Below are 14,190 nucleotides of genomic sequence, written 5' to 3'. Positions count from 1 at the left end.
TTATTTCATCCCTCCTTCTGGGTAGTTCCAGGGCCAGGGCTCCTTGGGCCAGGTGTAGGTCTTGCAGTCGGCTGTCTCACTGCGGAGGACAGGGCCGTTGGAGGAGACAAAGGCCGCCCGGGCCTCCTTCTCCATGGCGCTGTACTGTCGGAAGAGCTCAAATGCCTCCGTGTCGGAGGGGTGGGTATCTAGGTAAAGGGCCAGCTCCTGGACCACGAACTCCAGAGCCTGAAGCTCTGTGAGCGGGGTCTGGGGCACGCCGGCGGCGTCCACCTTGGCCCGGAAGGGAAGGTTCAGGCCGGGATAGAGGGTGCCGTTGCTCAGGGCATCCATCTGCTCATAACGTTTGGGGCTGTTCTGCTGAAAGGGTACATAGGGGACCGCCAGAGGGGCGCACTCCGGCAGGGTGCCGCAGGCATCGCCGCAGGGCGTGGGCTTGGTTCCGTTTTCAGGATACAATGTGAGGTTCCTCCTTCGGTGGTTTCGAGGGGTTCCGCCCGGCAGGCTTCCCCTCTGTTCTATCTTATGCGACAGCAGGCGGATGGGAACTGGCAGGGGAGAGGGAAGCCGAACCCTTGCGCGGTTCCTGGAGGATGTGGTATAATCGAGACACGGCTGAGGCCCTTTTGGGTATATTGTGCACGGTCCCCTCATAAGTTGACAGAGAGGGGGTGCCCGTTGATGAAACATCCTGCCCTGATCCGGGTTTTATCTATCGCGGTGACGGTGCTTTTGGCCGTGAGCACCGGCTTTTTTCTGTTTTATGAGAAGGAGTCCGTCCCAACCATGGCCCATCCGGCCCGGTTTTCCCGCTCCACCGTGGTAATTGATGCCGGACATGGCGGGGAAGACGGGGGCGCGGTCTCCCAGACTGGAACGGTGGAGAGCCAGGTAAATCTGGCAGTGGCCCAACGGCTGGACCTTATTCTCGGTCTCTTTGGGGCCGATGTGGTCATGCTCCGCACCGAGGACATCTCTCTCCATGACCCAGAGGCTCAGACGCTCAGGGAGAAGAAGCGATCCGACCTCCAGAACCGGGCGGCCCAAATTGAGGCTGTGCCCAATGCCACCGTCATCAGCATTCACCAAAACACCTATAGCGGCAGCACCCAATACCACGGCGCACAGGTGTTTTATGCCGACGAAGCCAGCAGTCTGGGTTTGGCCCAGCATACCCAGGAGCTGCTGCGGCTGGCTCTGGACCCGGAAAACAGACGCCAGGCCGCCCGTCTGCCCAATACTGTCTACCTGATGACCCACATCACCTGCCGTGCCATTTTGGTGGAGTGCGGTTTTCTCTCCAACCCGGAGGAGGACGCCCTGCTCCAGACCGGCAGTTATCAGACCAAAATCGCTGCGGCTTTGGCCTGCGCCTATCTCAGCGACTCGGAAAATGATTCAGAAGGGGAGGGCACCCTTGAAAGCCAAGACAGTCTTTTATTGTACGGAATGCGGGAATGAAACCCCCAAATGGGTGGGGAAGTGCCCCGCCTGCGGAAGCTGGAACACCATGGTGGAACAGCCCGCAGAGACTAAGAAAAAAACGGCTCCTACCGCTGCGGTCCGCAGTGGGGGAGGCCGCCGTCCCCGTCCCATTACGGAGATCGAGACCAGCGATGAGCTGCGCTTTTCTACCGGCCTTTCCGAACTGGATCGGGTCCTGGGTGGGGGAGCGGTGCAGGGTTCTCTGGTCCTGGTGGGGGGCGCCCCCGGCATCGGAAAATCCACCTTGATGCTCCAAATCTGCGACAATCTCTGCCGGTTTTCCAAGGTGCTCTATGTCTCTGGGGAGGAGTCCGAGCGGCAGATCAAGCTCCGGGCGGAGCGGCTGGGGGTGCGGAGCCAGTCCCTCTATCTGCTGGCTGAGACCGATCTGGGGGAGATTCTGGAGGCCATTCGCTCCCTGCGGCCGGATGTGGTCATTGTGGACTCCATCCAGACCATGTTCAGCGGGGAACTGACCACCTCTCCGGGCAGCGTGGGCCAGGTTAAGGAGTGTACCATGGCCCTGATGCAGCTGGCAAAAGGAGAGGGAATCACCGTTTTCGTCATCGGCCATGTGAATAAGGAGGGCTCCATCGCCGGCCCCAAGGTGCTTGAGCACATTGTGGACTGTGTGCTCTACTTCGAGGGGGAGCCGCACATGTCCTACCGCATTCTGCGCTCAGCCAAAAACCGCTTCGGCGCCACCAACGAAATCGGCGTCTTCGAAATGGCCGACAGCGGCCTGACCCAGGTGCCCAACCCCTCGGAGACCCTGCTGGCGGGACGGCCCCTAGATACGCCGGGCACCTGTGTGACCTGCGTTATGGAGGGAGTTCGGCCGGTGCTGGCGGAAATTCAGGCTCTTCTGGCCCCCAGCGCTTATGGGAACGGCAGACGCACCAGCAACGGGTTTGACTACAACCGGGCCATGCTGCTGCTGGCGGTGCTGGAGAAGCGGGGCGGACTTCTGGTAAGCGGATGCGACGCCTATCTCAATGTCATCGGCGGCCTGAGCCTGGACGAGCCCGCCGCCGACCTGGCCGCTGTCATCGCCATGGCCTCCAGCTTTCGGGACAAGCCCGTGCCCGGAACCCTGGCCGCTATCGGTGAGGTGGGGCTTACCGGCGAGCTGCGCTCAGTGAGCGCCTTAGGCCAGCGGCTCTCTGAGGTGCGCCGGCTGGGCTTTACCCAGTGCCTGATTCCGGCCAGAAACAGCGGCAAGCTCACTGAGCCGGACGGACTCCAGCTTGTCCGAGTCCGCAACATCCGGGAAGCTCTGTCCGCCATCTTATAAAAGAGACACAAAATGACAGAAGCGTACATTGCCAATCACAGACAAAACGCAGAACCGGTTATTAACGCCGTCGGAGCAAGCTGCCCATCAGGCAGCTTGCTTTGGAGGCCTGCCAGGGAGGAGGAATGCGGCGGGAGATTGCGTAGTAAACAAAATAAAAATTTTGTTTACTACGAAGGAGGGGAAGCCACCTTTTTCAGAGTCTCCGCCGCCGGCTGCACATGACAGACTATCGAACGGAAGCGCCCCCCATTCTGCGGGATTTTCTCATTTACCATGAGACCATTCAGGGACATTCCCGCAGAACGGTGGACGAGTATTTTCTGGACCTGCGGAATTTCTTCCGCTATCTCAAGATTGAAAAAGGCCTGGCGCCGAGGACGGCCGAACTGGACAACGTCTCTATTGATGATGTGGACTTGGACCTGGTGGCTTCGGTGACCATCACCGATGTCTACTCCTATATGGCCTACCTGAGCCGGGACCGGGCCCAGCATCCCAACAGTCCCAACACCGGCTATGGGCTGAGTCCGGCCTCCCGGGCCCGAAAGATTGCCGCCATCCGCTCCTTTTATAAGTATCTCGCGGTAAAGGCCAAGCTCCTCCAGGAAAATCCCATGCAGGATCTGGATTCGCCCCGGCTGAAGAAATCCCTGCCCCGATATTTGGATTTGGACAGCAGCATCCAGTTATTGGAATCTATAGACGGGCCGTACCGCGAGAGGGACTACTGCATCCTGACCCTGTTCCTCAACTGCGGGCTGCGGATTTCGGAGCTCATCGGGCTGAATCTCACCGACATCCGGGAGGACAGCCTGCGGGTGCTGGGCAAGGGCAACAAAGAGCGGGTGGTCTACCTCAACGACGCCTGCCGGAGTGCCCTGGACAACTATCTGGCGGTCCGGGGCGGCCAGGAAGTCATCGACAAAAACGCCCTGTTCCTCAGCCGGCTGCGCAAACGCATCTCCAAGGCGGCGGTGGAGAAACTGGTGAAAAAGCACCTGTTGGCCTCTGGACTGGACAGCTCCCAGTACTCCCCTCACAAGCTCCGGCACACTGCCGCCACGCTGATGCTTCAAAACGGCGTGGACGTTCGGACCCTTCAGGAGGTCCTTGGCCACGACCACCTGAACACCACACAGATTTACACCCATGTGGACAATGCTGAACTGCGCATCGCGGCCAAAGCCAACCCGCTTGGGAAGCTCAAGCCTGGAAAGGCCCCCCCCAAGGCGGTCAGGTCCTCCGGCCATCAGGAGGAGGCGGAGGGGCGAAAGAGCGGAAGCAGCAGCTCCCCGAATCCCTCCGGCGGATAGGCCCCCAGGATGTGCAGGAAGCGGATTTCTTGGAAAAAGTAGGTGCTCAAAGGCCTCCAGTCCGCATCATAGGAGTGGGCGGCGACAAGGGTATTTTCCAGGGTTGGCGGGGTTCCCATGGCCACGATGATGGGCGTGTGGCCGAAGACCTCCCCGTTGAAGCGGAGCTGGACAAAGTCACCGGGCTCCAGGTTGTCTAGGGTGCTCTCCAGGCCGAAAGGGCCGGGGGTTTTCTCCTCTCTGGTGATAAAGTTATAAAAATACGGGACGCCCGTCCAGGAGGGCGACTTGTTGTTGGCGTCGAGGTAATACCAGCCGTAGGTAGGGGTGAAGTTCATCACCTTGGTCCCGGCGTAGAGGCACTGGGAGGCAAAATTGGTACAGTCACCCCCGAGCTTCTCATAGTCGTAGTAGTTTGGATTGCGGCTGCTGGCCCAGCGGTGGGCGTAGCGGACGGCCGCCCTTCGGTTATAGGGAATGATCAGGGATGGCATGGCGCGGATCAATCCTTTCACAGGTACTGCTCCATGCTATGCGTCCATATCCAGGGGCGGTACTGTCCACACACAAAGGAGGGAAACGATCTTGTCGCGTTATCAAGCCGTGATTTTTGATTTGGACGGAACGCTTTTGAATACTCTGGAGGACCTGGCGGACAGCACCAACTTTGCCCTGGATGCCCATGGGTTTCCAGAGCGTTCGCTGGAGGAGCTCCGCCGGTTTGTGGGCAACGGTGTGGGGAATCTGATCCGCCGGGCGGTGCCGGCGGGCGCCTCCCCCGAGGAAACAGAGCGGTGTCTGGCGGACTTCAAGGCCCACTATCTTGCCAATATGCAGCAGAAAACCCGGCCCTATCCAGGTATCCCGGAGCTGCTGAAAGCCCTCCAGACCCAGGGCTGCCAGACGGCGGTGGTCTCCAACAAATTTGACGGGGCGGTCAAAGGGCTGTGCCGGGACTATTTTGGGACCCTCCTCCCTGTCGTCCTAGGTGAGAGGCCGGGCCTTCGGAAAAAACCCGCGCCAGACCTGGTGATCAGCTGCCTGGAGGCCCTTCAGGTTCCGGCCTCCGGCGCGGTCTATGTGGGAGACTCCGACGTGGATATTCAGACGGCAGCCAATGCGGGCCTCCCCTGCTTATCGGTCACCTGGGGCTTCCGGGACCGGCAGTTTCTGCTGGAACATGGGGCCTCTGCCCTGGTAGATACCCCGGAGGAGTTGCTGGAGCGCATCCGGTAAACAGGGCCTCTCCCCTCCCCTGCCGACGAAAGCGGCGGGACCCTTACTTGGGTCCCGCCGCTCCTTGTTTATTTTCCATGAAACTGGGATATATCAGGCCTTGTGATCACAGCCCAGCACGTCCACGATTTTGTGGGCCACCAGTTCCTTGATGGCGGCCCGGGCGGGCTTCAGGTACTCCCGGGGGTCGAACTTGTCGGGGTGATCGTGGAAGAACTTCCGAATGGTGCCAGTCATGGCCAGACGAAGGTCAGAGTCGATATTGATCTTGCACACGGACATCGCGGCGGCCCTGCGGAGCTGCTCCTCGGGAATGCCAACGGCGTCAGGCATTTTGCCGCCGTTTTCGTTCACCATCTTCACATACTCCTGAGGCACAGAGGAAGATCCGTGGAGCACGATGGGGAATCCGGGCAGACGCTTGGAGACCTCCTCCAAAATGTCGAAGCGCAGGGGCGGGGGTACCAGCTCCCCCTTCTCATTGCGGGTACACTGATCAGCGGTGAACTTGTAGGCGCCGTGGCTGGTGCCGATGGCGATAGCCAGGGAGTCGCAACCCGTCTTGGAGACGAACTCCTCCACCTCCTCTGGGTGTGTGTAGTGGGACTCCTCGGCGGAGACCTTCACATCGTCCTCAATCCCGGCCAGGGCGCCCAGCTCGGCCTCCACCACAACACCGTGGTCATGGGCGTACTCCACCACCTGCTTGGTGATGGCGATGTTTTCAGCAAAGGGCTTGGAGGAGGCGTCGATCATCACGGAGGTGAAGCCGCCGTCGATACAGGACTTGCAGGTCTCGAAGTCGGGGCCGTGGTCCAGATGAAGCACAATGGGAATGTTGGGGCACTCGATGACGGCGGCCTCCACCAGCTTCACCAGATAGGTGTGGTTGGCGTAGGCCCGGGCCCCCTTGGAGACCTGGAGGATCAGGGGGGCGCTCAGGTCCCGGGCGGCCTCGGTAATGCCCTGCACGATCTCCATATTATTGACATTGAACGCACCGATGGCATACCCGCCGTCGTAGGCCTTCTTGAACATCTCCGCTGAAGTGACCAGAGGCATATGTCTCAACTCCTTTTATCATATTTGGCAAAGAATCCGTGCGGCCTCATTTGAAAGATGTCAGCATGTCCGATGGACAGATTTTCCCCTGGACAGTACAATTCCCTTTGAAATCCGGGGGTTCCTGGGTCGGAACTGCCTGCCATCGGCCAAAATCCCCGCCGCCGGGCACACCGGCAAGTTTCAAACAAAGCCGAGAGGGACGTCCCCTCTTTTTCTTTTCTAATTTTACCAGCAATAGTTGATAAATGCAAGAGGTTATGATATGATATTTGCGCAGAATGAACTTTCACATGAAAGTTTTTCCAAAATGATACGAATGGTATGATTGGAGGACCAAACATGACCGAACTTCGAGGCGCATGCATCATCGGGCAGTCCGGCGGCCCCACTTCTGTCATCAACGCCAGCGCCCAGGGCGCGATCCAGGCGGCCCTGAAGGCCGACTGCATCACCCGGGTGCTGGGCGCTGCTCACGGAATTAAGGGTGTTCTGGACGATAAGCTGTACGATATGGGTCAGGAGGACCCCAAGGAGCTGGAGCTGCTCCAGAACACCCCCTCCTCCGCCCTGGGCTCCTGCCGCTACAAGCTCTCTGACCCCGACCAGGATGACACCGACTACAAGCGCATCCTGGAGATTTTCAAGAAGTATGATGTGCGCTACTTCTTCTACAACGGCGGCAACGATTCCATGGACACCTGCAACAAGATTTCCAAGTATATGCAGAAGGTAGGCTACGAGTGCCGCATTATGGGCATCCCCAAAACCATTGACAACGACCTCAACGGCACCGACCACTGCCCCGGCTTTGCCAGCGCCGCCAAGTATATCGCCACCTCCTGCATGGAGGTCTGGCATGACGCCCACGTCTACGACACCGGCATGGTGACCGTCGTCGAGATCATGGGCCGTCACGCCGGGTGGCTGGCTGGATCCGCCGCCCTGGCCACCTGGGCCGGCTGCGGGCCCGACCTCATCTACCTCCCCGAGGTAGACTTCGACCTGGACCAGTTCATTACCGATGTCACCGCCATTTACGACAAGACCGGCAAGTGCATGGTGGCTGTCTCCGAGGGCATCCACTACGCCGACGGCCGCTTTGTCTCCGAGGCGGAGACCTCCGCCACCGACGGCTTCGGCCACGCTCAGCTGGGCGGCCTGGCGGTAAAGCTGGCCGATCTTATCAAGCAGCGCACCGGCGCCAAGGTCCGGGGCATTGAACTCTCTCTGCTCCAGCGCTGCGGGTCCCATCTGGCTTCCCACACCGACGTGGAGGAGGCCAAAATGGCCGGCCGTGTAGCTGTGGAGTCTGCTGTGGCCGGCGAGACCGACAAGATGGTGGCGTTCGAGTGTACGCGGGACAACGGTAAATACACCTGCAAGGCGGTCCTCCAGCCCCTGGACATCGTGGCCAACGTGGAGAAAAAGGTGCCCCGGGAGTGGATCAACGCCGCGGGCAACGGCGTGGAGCAGCCCTTCATCGACTATGTGCTTCCCCTCATTCAAGGGGAGCCGGACCGGCCCAAGGAGCACTCCCTCCCCCGCTTTGCCAAGCTGAAAAAGGTCCTGGCCTCTGTGTAAAGCTGTGCGTCAATCCCAATAAGACTCCCAATACGCATGATAAAAGCGCCACGAAGAGATGCGGTGATCGCACTTCTTCGTGGCGCTTTTTGAGCTCATTTTGTGACTGGACTGTCTTGTGTGTGACGGAGCTTTTCCAATCTTCTGTTGCGGAGCCAGAGCAGGGCGTCCGTGGAGACCATTATCAGGTTCAGAATATACAGATACAGAACCACATCATAGTTGAAATAAATCTTATTCAAAATGCCCGCAAGATATCCCAGAATCAGCACCAGCAAAAAGGCAAGGCTTTTGCCATTGGTCGATTTTGATGTGGCGGACCGATAGATGGAAAACGGCCAGGCGGCTCCAAAGCAAATCAGCATGACAGCTTCCAGGGTGCTCAATTTCGATATTCTCCTTTAAGTGTGTACTGATCCAAAATGTGCCCTTCCATGGCATGGAACAGATCATTGAGCATAAAACCATTGTTCAGATCCAGCATGGTATCCAGCGCATAGACATGCAGCTCATACAGATGCGGCTCGTTTGGCGGCGCCATCCCCCCGTAAAACGAGGAGAGCTCCTTGCTCTGCTGCCCTCCCTGGATACTAATCCAGCTGTTTACGCCCTGCACGAAGTCAGTGGCGATCTGACTTTCATTTTCCTCGATCTTCCGGCGGGTAATATTGGCGGCCAGCCAGTGCACCCAGGAGAAGCCCCCGCTGACCGGGTAGGCATCCTTGTCCTCCAGGAGGACCGCGAAGCTCTTTGCATGTTCCGGTGCATCCAGAATTTCAAAGGGCAGCGACCAGGTGGGCACGCCATTCTGATTAAAGTGGTCTCCATGCTTGCCATACTTGTCTTCGATGACGCCGTTTTTGATTCCGGCACTGACAACTTTCATAAGGTCATACCTCCATCACGTTTTGAGACGGGGCCATTATATCAGTATCGAGAGAGTCTGTAAATTACTTACTTTTTTGTGGGTATCTCAGGCAAAAGCCCCTTGCCTCCAATTCATCCAGCATCCCATGCCCAAGCATGTAGTCAATGCCAATCTCCTGCATGATTTTCAAGGCGGACAGCAGCTTTTCCCCCTGCGGGCTTGTCAGAAAATATTCGACCTTCAGCGGATAGCCCTCATAGACGGTTTTCCCCACAAAGCCAAGCGCCATCAATTCCTTGAGATGCTGGAGCAGCATTTTCTGCGTAATGCCTTCAATGTCATGCTCCAGCTTGGACAGAGAGGTTGGACCCAGCCGAAGGCGCCACACAATGATCGGCTTCCACTTCCCTTTCATCATATCGTGGGTCAGCTCAAGCGGGCATGTGTAAACACTTCTTATTTTCATTTCCTGGAAATCTCATTCCACCCCCGTCAGCGCCCGCATGACGGTGTAGGTCTGCTCGTCCAGGCCCTTTTTCATCTCCAGAGCCTCGTTGATGTCATAGTCCACATAGGTCTCTCCCTGGACGCAGACCACCCGGTTGGTCTTCCCTTCCGCCAGAAGCCGCACAGCCTCATAGCCCATATAAGTAGCCGCCACCCGGTCCCGGGCGGTGGGAGCGCCTCCCCGCTGGACATGGCCCAGCACAGTGACCCGGGTGTCCAGGGCGGTGATTTCTGTGATTTTCTTGGCCACATCATAGGCACTCCCCACTCCCTCGGCCACAATGACCATAAAGTGGGTCCGCCCGCCCAGACGGGACTTCCGAATGGGCTCGATGACATCCCGCTCAAAGTTCACCTCCCGCTCCGGGACCAAGACGCAGGTGGCTCCACAGGCTACCCCCACATAGAGGGCCAGGTGGCCGGCGTGGCGGCCCATCACCTCCACCACAGAGCAGCGCTCGTGGGACTGCATGGTGTCCCGCAGCCTGTCCGTGGACTCCAGGGCGGTGTTACAGGCGGTGTCAAAGCCGATGGTATAGGTGGAACAGGCGATGTCGTTGTCAATGGTGCCCGGCACCCCCACCACAGCAATGCCCCGCCGGGAGAGCGCCAGCAATCCCCGGAAGGTGCCGTCTCCACCGATGCCCACCACGCCGTCCAGACCCAGCAGCTTGCAGGTGGCCACCGCCTTCTCCTGCCCGGCATCGGTTTTGAAGTCCTCGCTGCGGGCGGAGTAGAGCATGGTGCCGCCCCGGCGGCTCAGCCCGCTGACGCTGTCAAAGTCCAGGGGGATGAAATCCCCGTGAACCAGGCCGTTGTAGCCCCGGCGGATGCCGATGCACTCGATGCCCATATGGACCGAGGTACGGACCACCGAGCGGATGACAGCGTTCATGCCGGGGGCGTCTCCCCCGCTGGTAAAGACTCCGATCCTGTTTACTGCATTAGACATCATGACGCACTCCCTTCTCTATTTTTGATTGCTTATACCTTGAGGTCCACGTCCGCGCCCTGAAGGGCTTCCGGGTATTTGTCCAGCACCGGCTGGATGTGCTGAGTCAGAAATTCCGTCACCTGCTCCGGGCAGCGGCCAATATAGCGCTCCGGCTCCAGATGGGCGGTGAGCTCCTCCCGGCTCATGCCAAAGGTGGGGTCCGCCGCGATGAGGTCGATGAGGTTGTTGTCCAGACCTAGGTCCTTCACGTTCCGGCCGGCCTCCTGAGAGAGTACCCGAATGCGCTCGTGGAGTTCCTGACGGTCCCCTCCCCGCTTCACCGCGTCCATCATGATGTTCTCTGAGGCCATGAAGGGCAGCTCCTCCAAAATGTGGCGGCGGATGACCTTCTCGTGGACCACCAGACCGGAGCAGACGTTTTCATAGATGTTCAAAATGGCGTCCGCCGCCAGGAATGCCTCGGGTATCGAGATGCGCTTGTTGGCCGAGTCATCCAGGGTCCGCTCAAACCACTGGGTGGCGGCGGTGACAGCCGGGTTTCCGGCGTCTACAATGACGTACCGGGCCAGGGAGCAGATGCGCTCGCACCGCATGGGGTTGCGCTTGTAGGGCATGGCCGAAGATCCAATCTGATTTTTCTCAAAGGGCTCCTCCACCTCCTTGAGGTGGCATAGCAGCCGCAGGTCGGTGGCGAACTTGCTGGCCGACTGGGCGATTCCAGAGAGTGCGGCCAGGACATTGGCGTCCACTTTTCTGGAATAAGTCTGGCCAGAGACAGGTACAACTTCTGTAAAGCCCATTTCCTTTGCAATCTTTGCCTCCAGGAGCTTCACCTTCTCATGGTCCCCGTCGAAAAGCTCCAGAAAGCTGGCCTGGGTGCCGGTGGTCCCCTTGGAGCCCAACAGCTTCAAGGTGGAAATGCGGTACTCCACCTCCTCCAGGTCCATCAAAAGCTCGTTCATCCAGAGGGCGGCACGTTTGCCAACAGTCACAAGCTGGGCGGGTTGAAAGTGTGTAAATCCAAGGGTTGGAAGGGACTTATGCTTGTCAGCAAAGAGGGACAGCGTATGGAGCACCCGCACCAGCTTATCCCGGATCAGCTCCAGGCCCTCCCGCATAAGAATGATGTCAGTGTTGTCCCCCACATAGCAGCTGGTCGCCCCCAGGTGGATGATGGGCATGGCTTTTGGGCACTGGGCGCCGTAGGCGTGAACATGGGCCATGACGTCATGGCGGAGCCGCTTCTCCTCGGCGGCTGCCACATCGTAGTTGATGTCGGTTACATGGGCCTCCAGCTCGTCCACCTGCTCCTGGGTCACCGGGAGCCCCAGTTCCATCTCGGCCCGGGCCAGGGCTACCCAGAGCCGCCGCCAGGTGGTAAACTTCTTGTCCGGGGAAAAGAGGGCAAGCATCTCCTCGCTGGCATAGCGGGAGGAGAGCGGGCTTTCATAAATCTTGGTATTGCGCATTGGGCACAGCCTCCTGTCACAGCACTTTCACTGAAAAGCATCATACCATAAAAATGGAGCGGACACAAGGTCCGCTCCGAAGATATCACCAGTTTTTGCATTCCCTTCTGCCGGAGGGGAGAGAAGCCGCCCCTCCCCTCTCCTTTCCGCTGTGGGCCTCAGCCCTGCAAAAAACGCTCCAGCCGGTCCAGACCTGCGTCGATGTTCTCCATGGAGGTAGCGTAGGACCAGCGGACGAATTCCGGTGCGCCAAAGCCGGTACCAGGCACTGTAGCCACCAGGCCATGCTTCAGAAAGGCGTCGGCAAAGTCGTCCGCGTTCTGGATAACGGTTCCATGGAGCTCCTTTCCCAAGAGCGCCCTGAGGTTCATCATGACATAGAACGCCCCCTGGGGCTTGAGGCAGCTCACGCCGGGGATGGCGTTCATCCGTTCCACCAGGTGGTCTCTGCGGGCCTCGAAGGCCTGGCGCATGGTCTCCACTGCGTCCTGGGGACTGGCCAGGGCGGCCACAGCGGCCTTCTGGGCGATGGAGCAGGCTGCTCCGGCGGAATGGCTCTGGTAGTTGGAGATTACCTTGGCGATGGCCTCCGGCGCGGCGGCATAGCCCACCCGCCAGCCGGTCATTGCGTAGGACTTGGAGACACCGTTGATAACGATGGTACGCGCTTTGACGTCCTCCCCCAGTGCGGCGAAGCTGGTAAAGCTCCGTCCATCATAGACCAGGCGGTAGTAGATTTCGTCGGCGATGACGTAGAGGTCCCGCTCAACACAGACGCCGGCCAGGGCCTGGAGCTCTTCGGGGCTGTAGACCATGCCGGTGGGGTTGGAGGGATTGTTGAGCAGGACGGCCTTGGTCCTGGTGGTCACCGCTGCGGAGAGCTGCTCCGGCGTGAGCTTGAAGCCGGCGGACTCCTGGGCGGTGACAATGACGGGGACGCCCCCCACCATGCGGACCATCTCGTAATAGCTCACCCAGTAGGGCGCGGGAATGATGACCTCGTCTCCTGGATTTACCAGGGCCCGGAGAGCGCCGTACAGGGAGTGCTTGGCGCCGCTGCCCACCACGATCTGGCTGGGCTGGTAGTCTAGGCCGCAGTCGGCCCGGAGCCGGTCACAGACAGCCTGACGCAAATCCAGAATGCCGGCGGTGGGGGTATAGCGGGTGAAGTTCTCCCGGATGGCGGCCTTCCCCGCCTCTTTGATGTGGTCCGGCGTATTAAAGTCTGGCTCTCCCGCTCCAAAGCCGATGACGTCCACCCCGTCCGCTTTCATCTGCTTGAACATGGCGTCAATGGCCAGGGTGGTGGAGGCCTGGACTCCAGCGGCAATCTGTGACAGCTCTTTCATGTGTGTATTCCTCCCTATGAAACACAGAGTATCGAACCGGCTCCATTATAAGATGACAGAGAGGGAATTGCAAGAAATACCGGAAAAAACCGCATGGAAATGGCAGCGGGCCGAACGCCTGCTCCTGACGTCCGGCCCGCTGCCAAAAAGGAAAGAGGATACAATGAAACGAAGAAACTGTCCCTTGCATGTTCTATCATAAGGGAAAGATATTAAAGAAGAAGGGAGAAGATGTTTCAAATGTGTAAAGTTTTTGGATTTTTGCGGTTTTCTTTTTGTTCCGTCCCGATTCCTGTAAAAAATTGCTTGTTAGAAACCCAAAATTCCTCACCGCTGGGTACATTGCTATTTTTCAAACAAACCCTCGTCCGAAGAAAACGGCTGCCTCTCTGCAAAGTACCGGTAAAAAGAAGCGCGGGCCCGCTGAAACGAGCCCGCGCTTCTTTTTGAGAGAGGAGGAGGGGTAAATCTTTTTTCTGCTTTCCTGACCACATGGATAGTGTACCATGCCCCAGTGGAAAATGATTGGACAAATTTTGAATGAGCTGTAAATAAAATGTGAACCCTTTCCAGCTCTCCACCCCGGGGCAGCTAAAAGAGCAGCTCCATCAGGTCTTCTTCCTCAGAACGGAAGCCGCCCCCAGCCAGCCACGCCTGAACCTGTCCCATCAGGGCGGGCTGAATCTCCGGGTAGGTCATCTCCTCCGGCAGGCCATCCATGCAACGGTTCTCCGCGATCTCAAATCCGGACGGCCGTTCCCCCAGTTCCCGGACCTCCGCGAAAAAGAGGGCCCCAAAGGAGGGCTCCTCCCCCTCCTGGAAGAGACCGTAGGCCGCCACGGGCTCCAACTGGCATTCGGTGACGCCGGTCTCCTCCCACAGCTCCCGCAAGGCGGCGCTGTAGATATCCTCCCCCGTCTCCCGGTGCCCGCCCGGAAACTCCCAGGTGGACCGGTCCTGGTGGCGGCAGAGGAGCCACCGGCTCCCCACCCGGGCTGCCACCACGGCAAATTTCAGGTCGCTGTCCAGCGCCTGGTCGTAAAAACGGATTTCCATACGCGATCC

Annotated in this window: 16 protein-coding genes; 5 read left to right on the top strand and 11 right to left on the bottom strand. The window is 58.9% G+C overall.

From position 1 onward, the window contains the following. Entirely contained in the window at positions 1–459 is a 459-nt protein-coding gene (locus Q0K09_RS00595) for a spore coat protein CotJB (protein WP_294471552.1), read from the bottom strand. A gap of 222 nt (positions 460–681) precedes the next feature. Here Q0K09_RS00595 and Q0K09_RS00590 point away from each other — a divergent pair, with 222 nt between their 5' ends. The 3 genes from Q0K09_RS00590 (at position 682) to Q0K09_RS00580 (ending at position 4,095) form a co-directional block, all read left to right on the top strand. Then, a complete protein-coding gene (locus tag Q0K09_RS00590) occupies positions 682–1,461 on the top strand; it encodes an N-acetylmuramoyl-L-alanine amidase (protein ID WP_294471549.1) in 780 nt (259 codons plus the stop codon). Next, the gene (gene radA / locus Q0K09_RS00585) at positions 1,418–2,779 is read left to right on the top strand and encodes a DNA repair protein RadA (RefSeq protein WP_294471547.1); all 1,362 of its coding nucleotides are present in this window, start codon (positions 1,418–1,420) and stop codon (positions 2,777–2,779) included. The genes Q0K09_RS00590 and radA overlap by 44 nt, the downstream gene beginning before the upstream one ends. A gap of 221 nt (positions 2,780–3,000) precedes the next feature. After that, positions 3,001–4,095, top strand: coding sequence for a tyrosine recombinase XerC (locus Q0K09_RS00580; RefSeq protein ID WP_294471544.1), 1,095 nt, complete (start codon positions 3,001–3,003; stop codon positions 4,093–4,095). Here Q0K09_RS00580 and Q0K09_RS00575 read toward each other — a convergent pair. Continuing rightward, positions 4,032–4,589: an amidase domain-containing protein gene (locus Q0K09_RS00575; protein WP_294471655.1), complete on the bottom strand. Its 558-nt coding sequence runs from the start codon at positions 4,587–4,589 to the stop codon at positions 4,032–4,034. The two genes, Q0K09_RS00580 and Q0K09_RS00575, sit on opposite strands and share 64 nt — an antisense overlap. Positions 4,590–4,680: 91 nt before the next feature. Between Q0K09_RS00575 and Q0K09_RS00570 the strand changes: the two genes are divergently transcribed. Next, positions 4,681–5,331: an HAD family hydrolase gene (locus tag Q0K09_RS00570; RefSeq protein ID WP_294471541.1), complete on the top strand. Its 651-nt coding sequence runs from the start codon at positions 4,681–4,683 to the stop codon at positions 5,329–5,331. A 93-nt stretch (positions 5,332–5,424) separates the two neighbouring features. Here Q0K09_RS00570 and fba read toward each other — a convergent pair whose 3' ends face one another. Next, complete coding sequence (gene fba, locus Q0K09_RS00565) at positions 5,425–6,393, bottom strand: class II fructose-1,6-bisphosphate aldolase (protein ID WP_294471538.1); 969 nt, start codon at positions 6,391–6,393, stop codon at positions 5,425–5,427. A 342-nt stretch (positions 6,394–6,735) separates the two neighbouring features. Between fba and Q0K09_RS00560 the strand changes: the two genes are divergently transcribed. Then, on the top strand, positions 6,736–7,977 hold the full coding sequence (locus tag Q0K09_RS00560; RefSeq protein ID WP_294471535.1) for a 6-phosphofructokinase: 1,242 nt from the start codon (positions 6,736–6,738) through the stop codon (positions 7,975–7,977). Between the two features lie 95 nt (positions 7,978–8,072). Here Q0K09_RS00560 and Q0K09_RS00555 read toward each other — a convergent pair whose 3' ends face one another. The 8 genes from Q0K09_RS00555 to Q0K09_RS00520 all read right to left on the bottom strand — a co-directional run bounded on the left by Q0K09_RS00555 (position 8,073) and on the right by Q0K09_RS00520 (position 14,181). After that, positions 8,073–8,363 (bottom strand): hypothetical protein, encoded by a 291-nt coding sequence (locus Q0K09_RS00555; protein ID WP_294471533.1) that lies wholly within the window; start codon positions 8,361–8,363, stop codon positions 8,073–8,075. Continuing rightward, positions 8,360–8,863, bottom strand: a complete 504-nt coding sequence (locus tag Q0K09_RS00550; protein WP_294471531.1) for a YbhB/YbcL family Raf kinase inhibitor-like protein — start codon at positions 8,861–8,863, stop codon at positions 8,360–8,362. The genes Q0K09_RS00555 and Q0K09_RS00550 overlap by 4 nt, the downstream gene beginning before the upstream one ends. Positions 8,864–8,927: 64 nt before the next feature. Beyond that, positions 8,928–9,311, bottom strand: a complete 384-nt coding sequence (locus Q0K09_RS00545) for a helix-turn-helix domain-containing protein (RefSeq protein WP_294471528.1) — start codon at positions 9,309–9,311, stop codon at positions 8,928–8,930. A 12-nt stretch (positions 9,312–9,323) separates the two neighbouring features. Further along, complete coding sequence (locus Q0K09_RS00540) at positions 9,324–10,304, bottom strand: ATP-dependent 6-phosphofructokinase (RefSeq protein ID WP_294471526.1); 981 nt, start codon at positions 10,302–10,304, stop codon at positions 9,324–9,326. A gap of 32 nt (positions 10,305–10,336) precedes the next feature. Then, on the bottom strand, positions 10,337–11,776 hold the full coding sequence (gene purB / locus Q0K09_RS00535; protein WP_294471523.1) for an adenylosuccinate lyase: 1,440 nt from the start codon (positions 11,774–11,776) through the stop codon (positions 10,337–10,339). 158 nt (positions 11,777–11,934) lie between these two features. Continuing rightward, the gene (locus tag Q0K09_RS00530) at positions 11,935–13,125 is read right to left on the bottom strand and encodes a pyridoxal phosphate-dependent aminotransferase (protein ID WP_294471518.1); all 1,191 of its coding nucleotides are present in this window, start codon (positions 13,123–13,125) and stop codon (positions 11,935–11,937) included. Between the two features lie 236 nt (positions 13,126–13,361). Further along, positions 13,362–13,706, bottom strand: coding sequence for a hypothetical protein (locus Q0K09_RS00525; RefSeq protein WP_294471515.1), 345 nt, complete (start codon positions 13,704–13,706; stop codon positions 13,362–13,364). Positions 13,707–13,716: 10 nt separating this feature from the next. Then, the gene (locus tag Q0K09_RS00520; RefSeq protein WP_294471512.1) at positions 13,717–14,181 is read right to left on the bottom strand and encodes an NUDIX domain-containing protein; all 465 of its coding nucleotides are present in this window, start codon (positions 14,179–14,181) and stop codon (positions 13,717–13,719) included. Positions 14,182–14,190 lie beyond the last annotated feature (9 nt).

This window comes from uncultured Intestinimonas sp., from assembly GCF_944387725.1.
Classification (GTDB): Bacteria; Bacillota; Clostridia; order Oscillospirales; family Oscillospiraceae; genus Intestinimonas.
This window is presented reverse-complemented; position numbering and strand designations above follow the sequence as displayed.

Coding starts and splice junctions, on each gene's coding strand:
- Q0K09_RS00590 (WP_294471549.1), top strand. CDS start 682: ATGAAACATCCTGCCCTGATCCGGGTTTTATCTATCGCGGTGACGGTG.
- Q0K09_RS00580 (WP_294471544.1), top strand. CDS start 3,001: ATGACAGACTATCGAACGGAAGCGCCCCCCATTCTGCGGGATTTTCTC.
- Q0K09_RS00575 (WP_294471655.1), bottom strand. CDS start 4,589: ATGCCATCCCTGATCATTCCCTATAACCGAAGGGCGGCCGTCCGCTAC.
- fba (WP_294471538.1), bottom strand. CDS start 6,393: ATGCCTCTGGTCACTTCAGCGGAGATGTTCAAGAAGGCCTACGACGGC.
- Q0K09_RS00560 (WP_294471535.1), top strand. CDS start 6,736: ATGACCGAACTTCGAGGCGCATGCATCATCGGGCAGTCCGGCGGCCCC.
- Q0K09_RS00550 (WP_294471531.1), bottom strand. CDS start 8,863: ATGAAAGTTGTCAGTGCCGGAATCAAAAACGGCGTCATCGAAGACAAG.
- Q0K09_RS00545 (WP_294471528.1), bottom strand. CDS start 9,311: ATGAAAATAAGAAGTGTTTACACATGCCCGCTTGAGCTGACCCACGAT.
- Q0K09_RS00540 (WP_294471526.1), bottom strand. CDS start 10,304: ATGTCTAATGCAGTAAACAGGATCGGAGTCTTTACCAGCGGGGGAGAC.
- purB (WP_294471523.1), bottom strand. CDS start 11,776: ATGCGCAATACCAAGATTTATGAAAGCCCGCTCTCCTCCCGCTATGCC.
- Q0K09_RS00530 (WP_294471518.1), bottom strand. CDS start 13,125: ATGAAAGAGCTGTCACAGATTGCCGCTGGAGTCCAGGCCTCCACCACC.
- Q0K09_RS00520 (WP_294471512.1), bottom strand. CDS start 14,181: ATGGAAATCCGTTTTTACGACCAGGCGCTGGACAGCGACCTGAAATTT.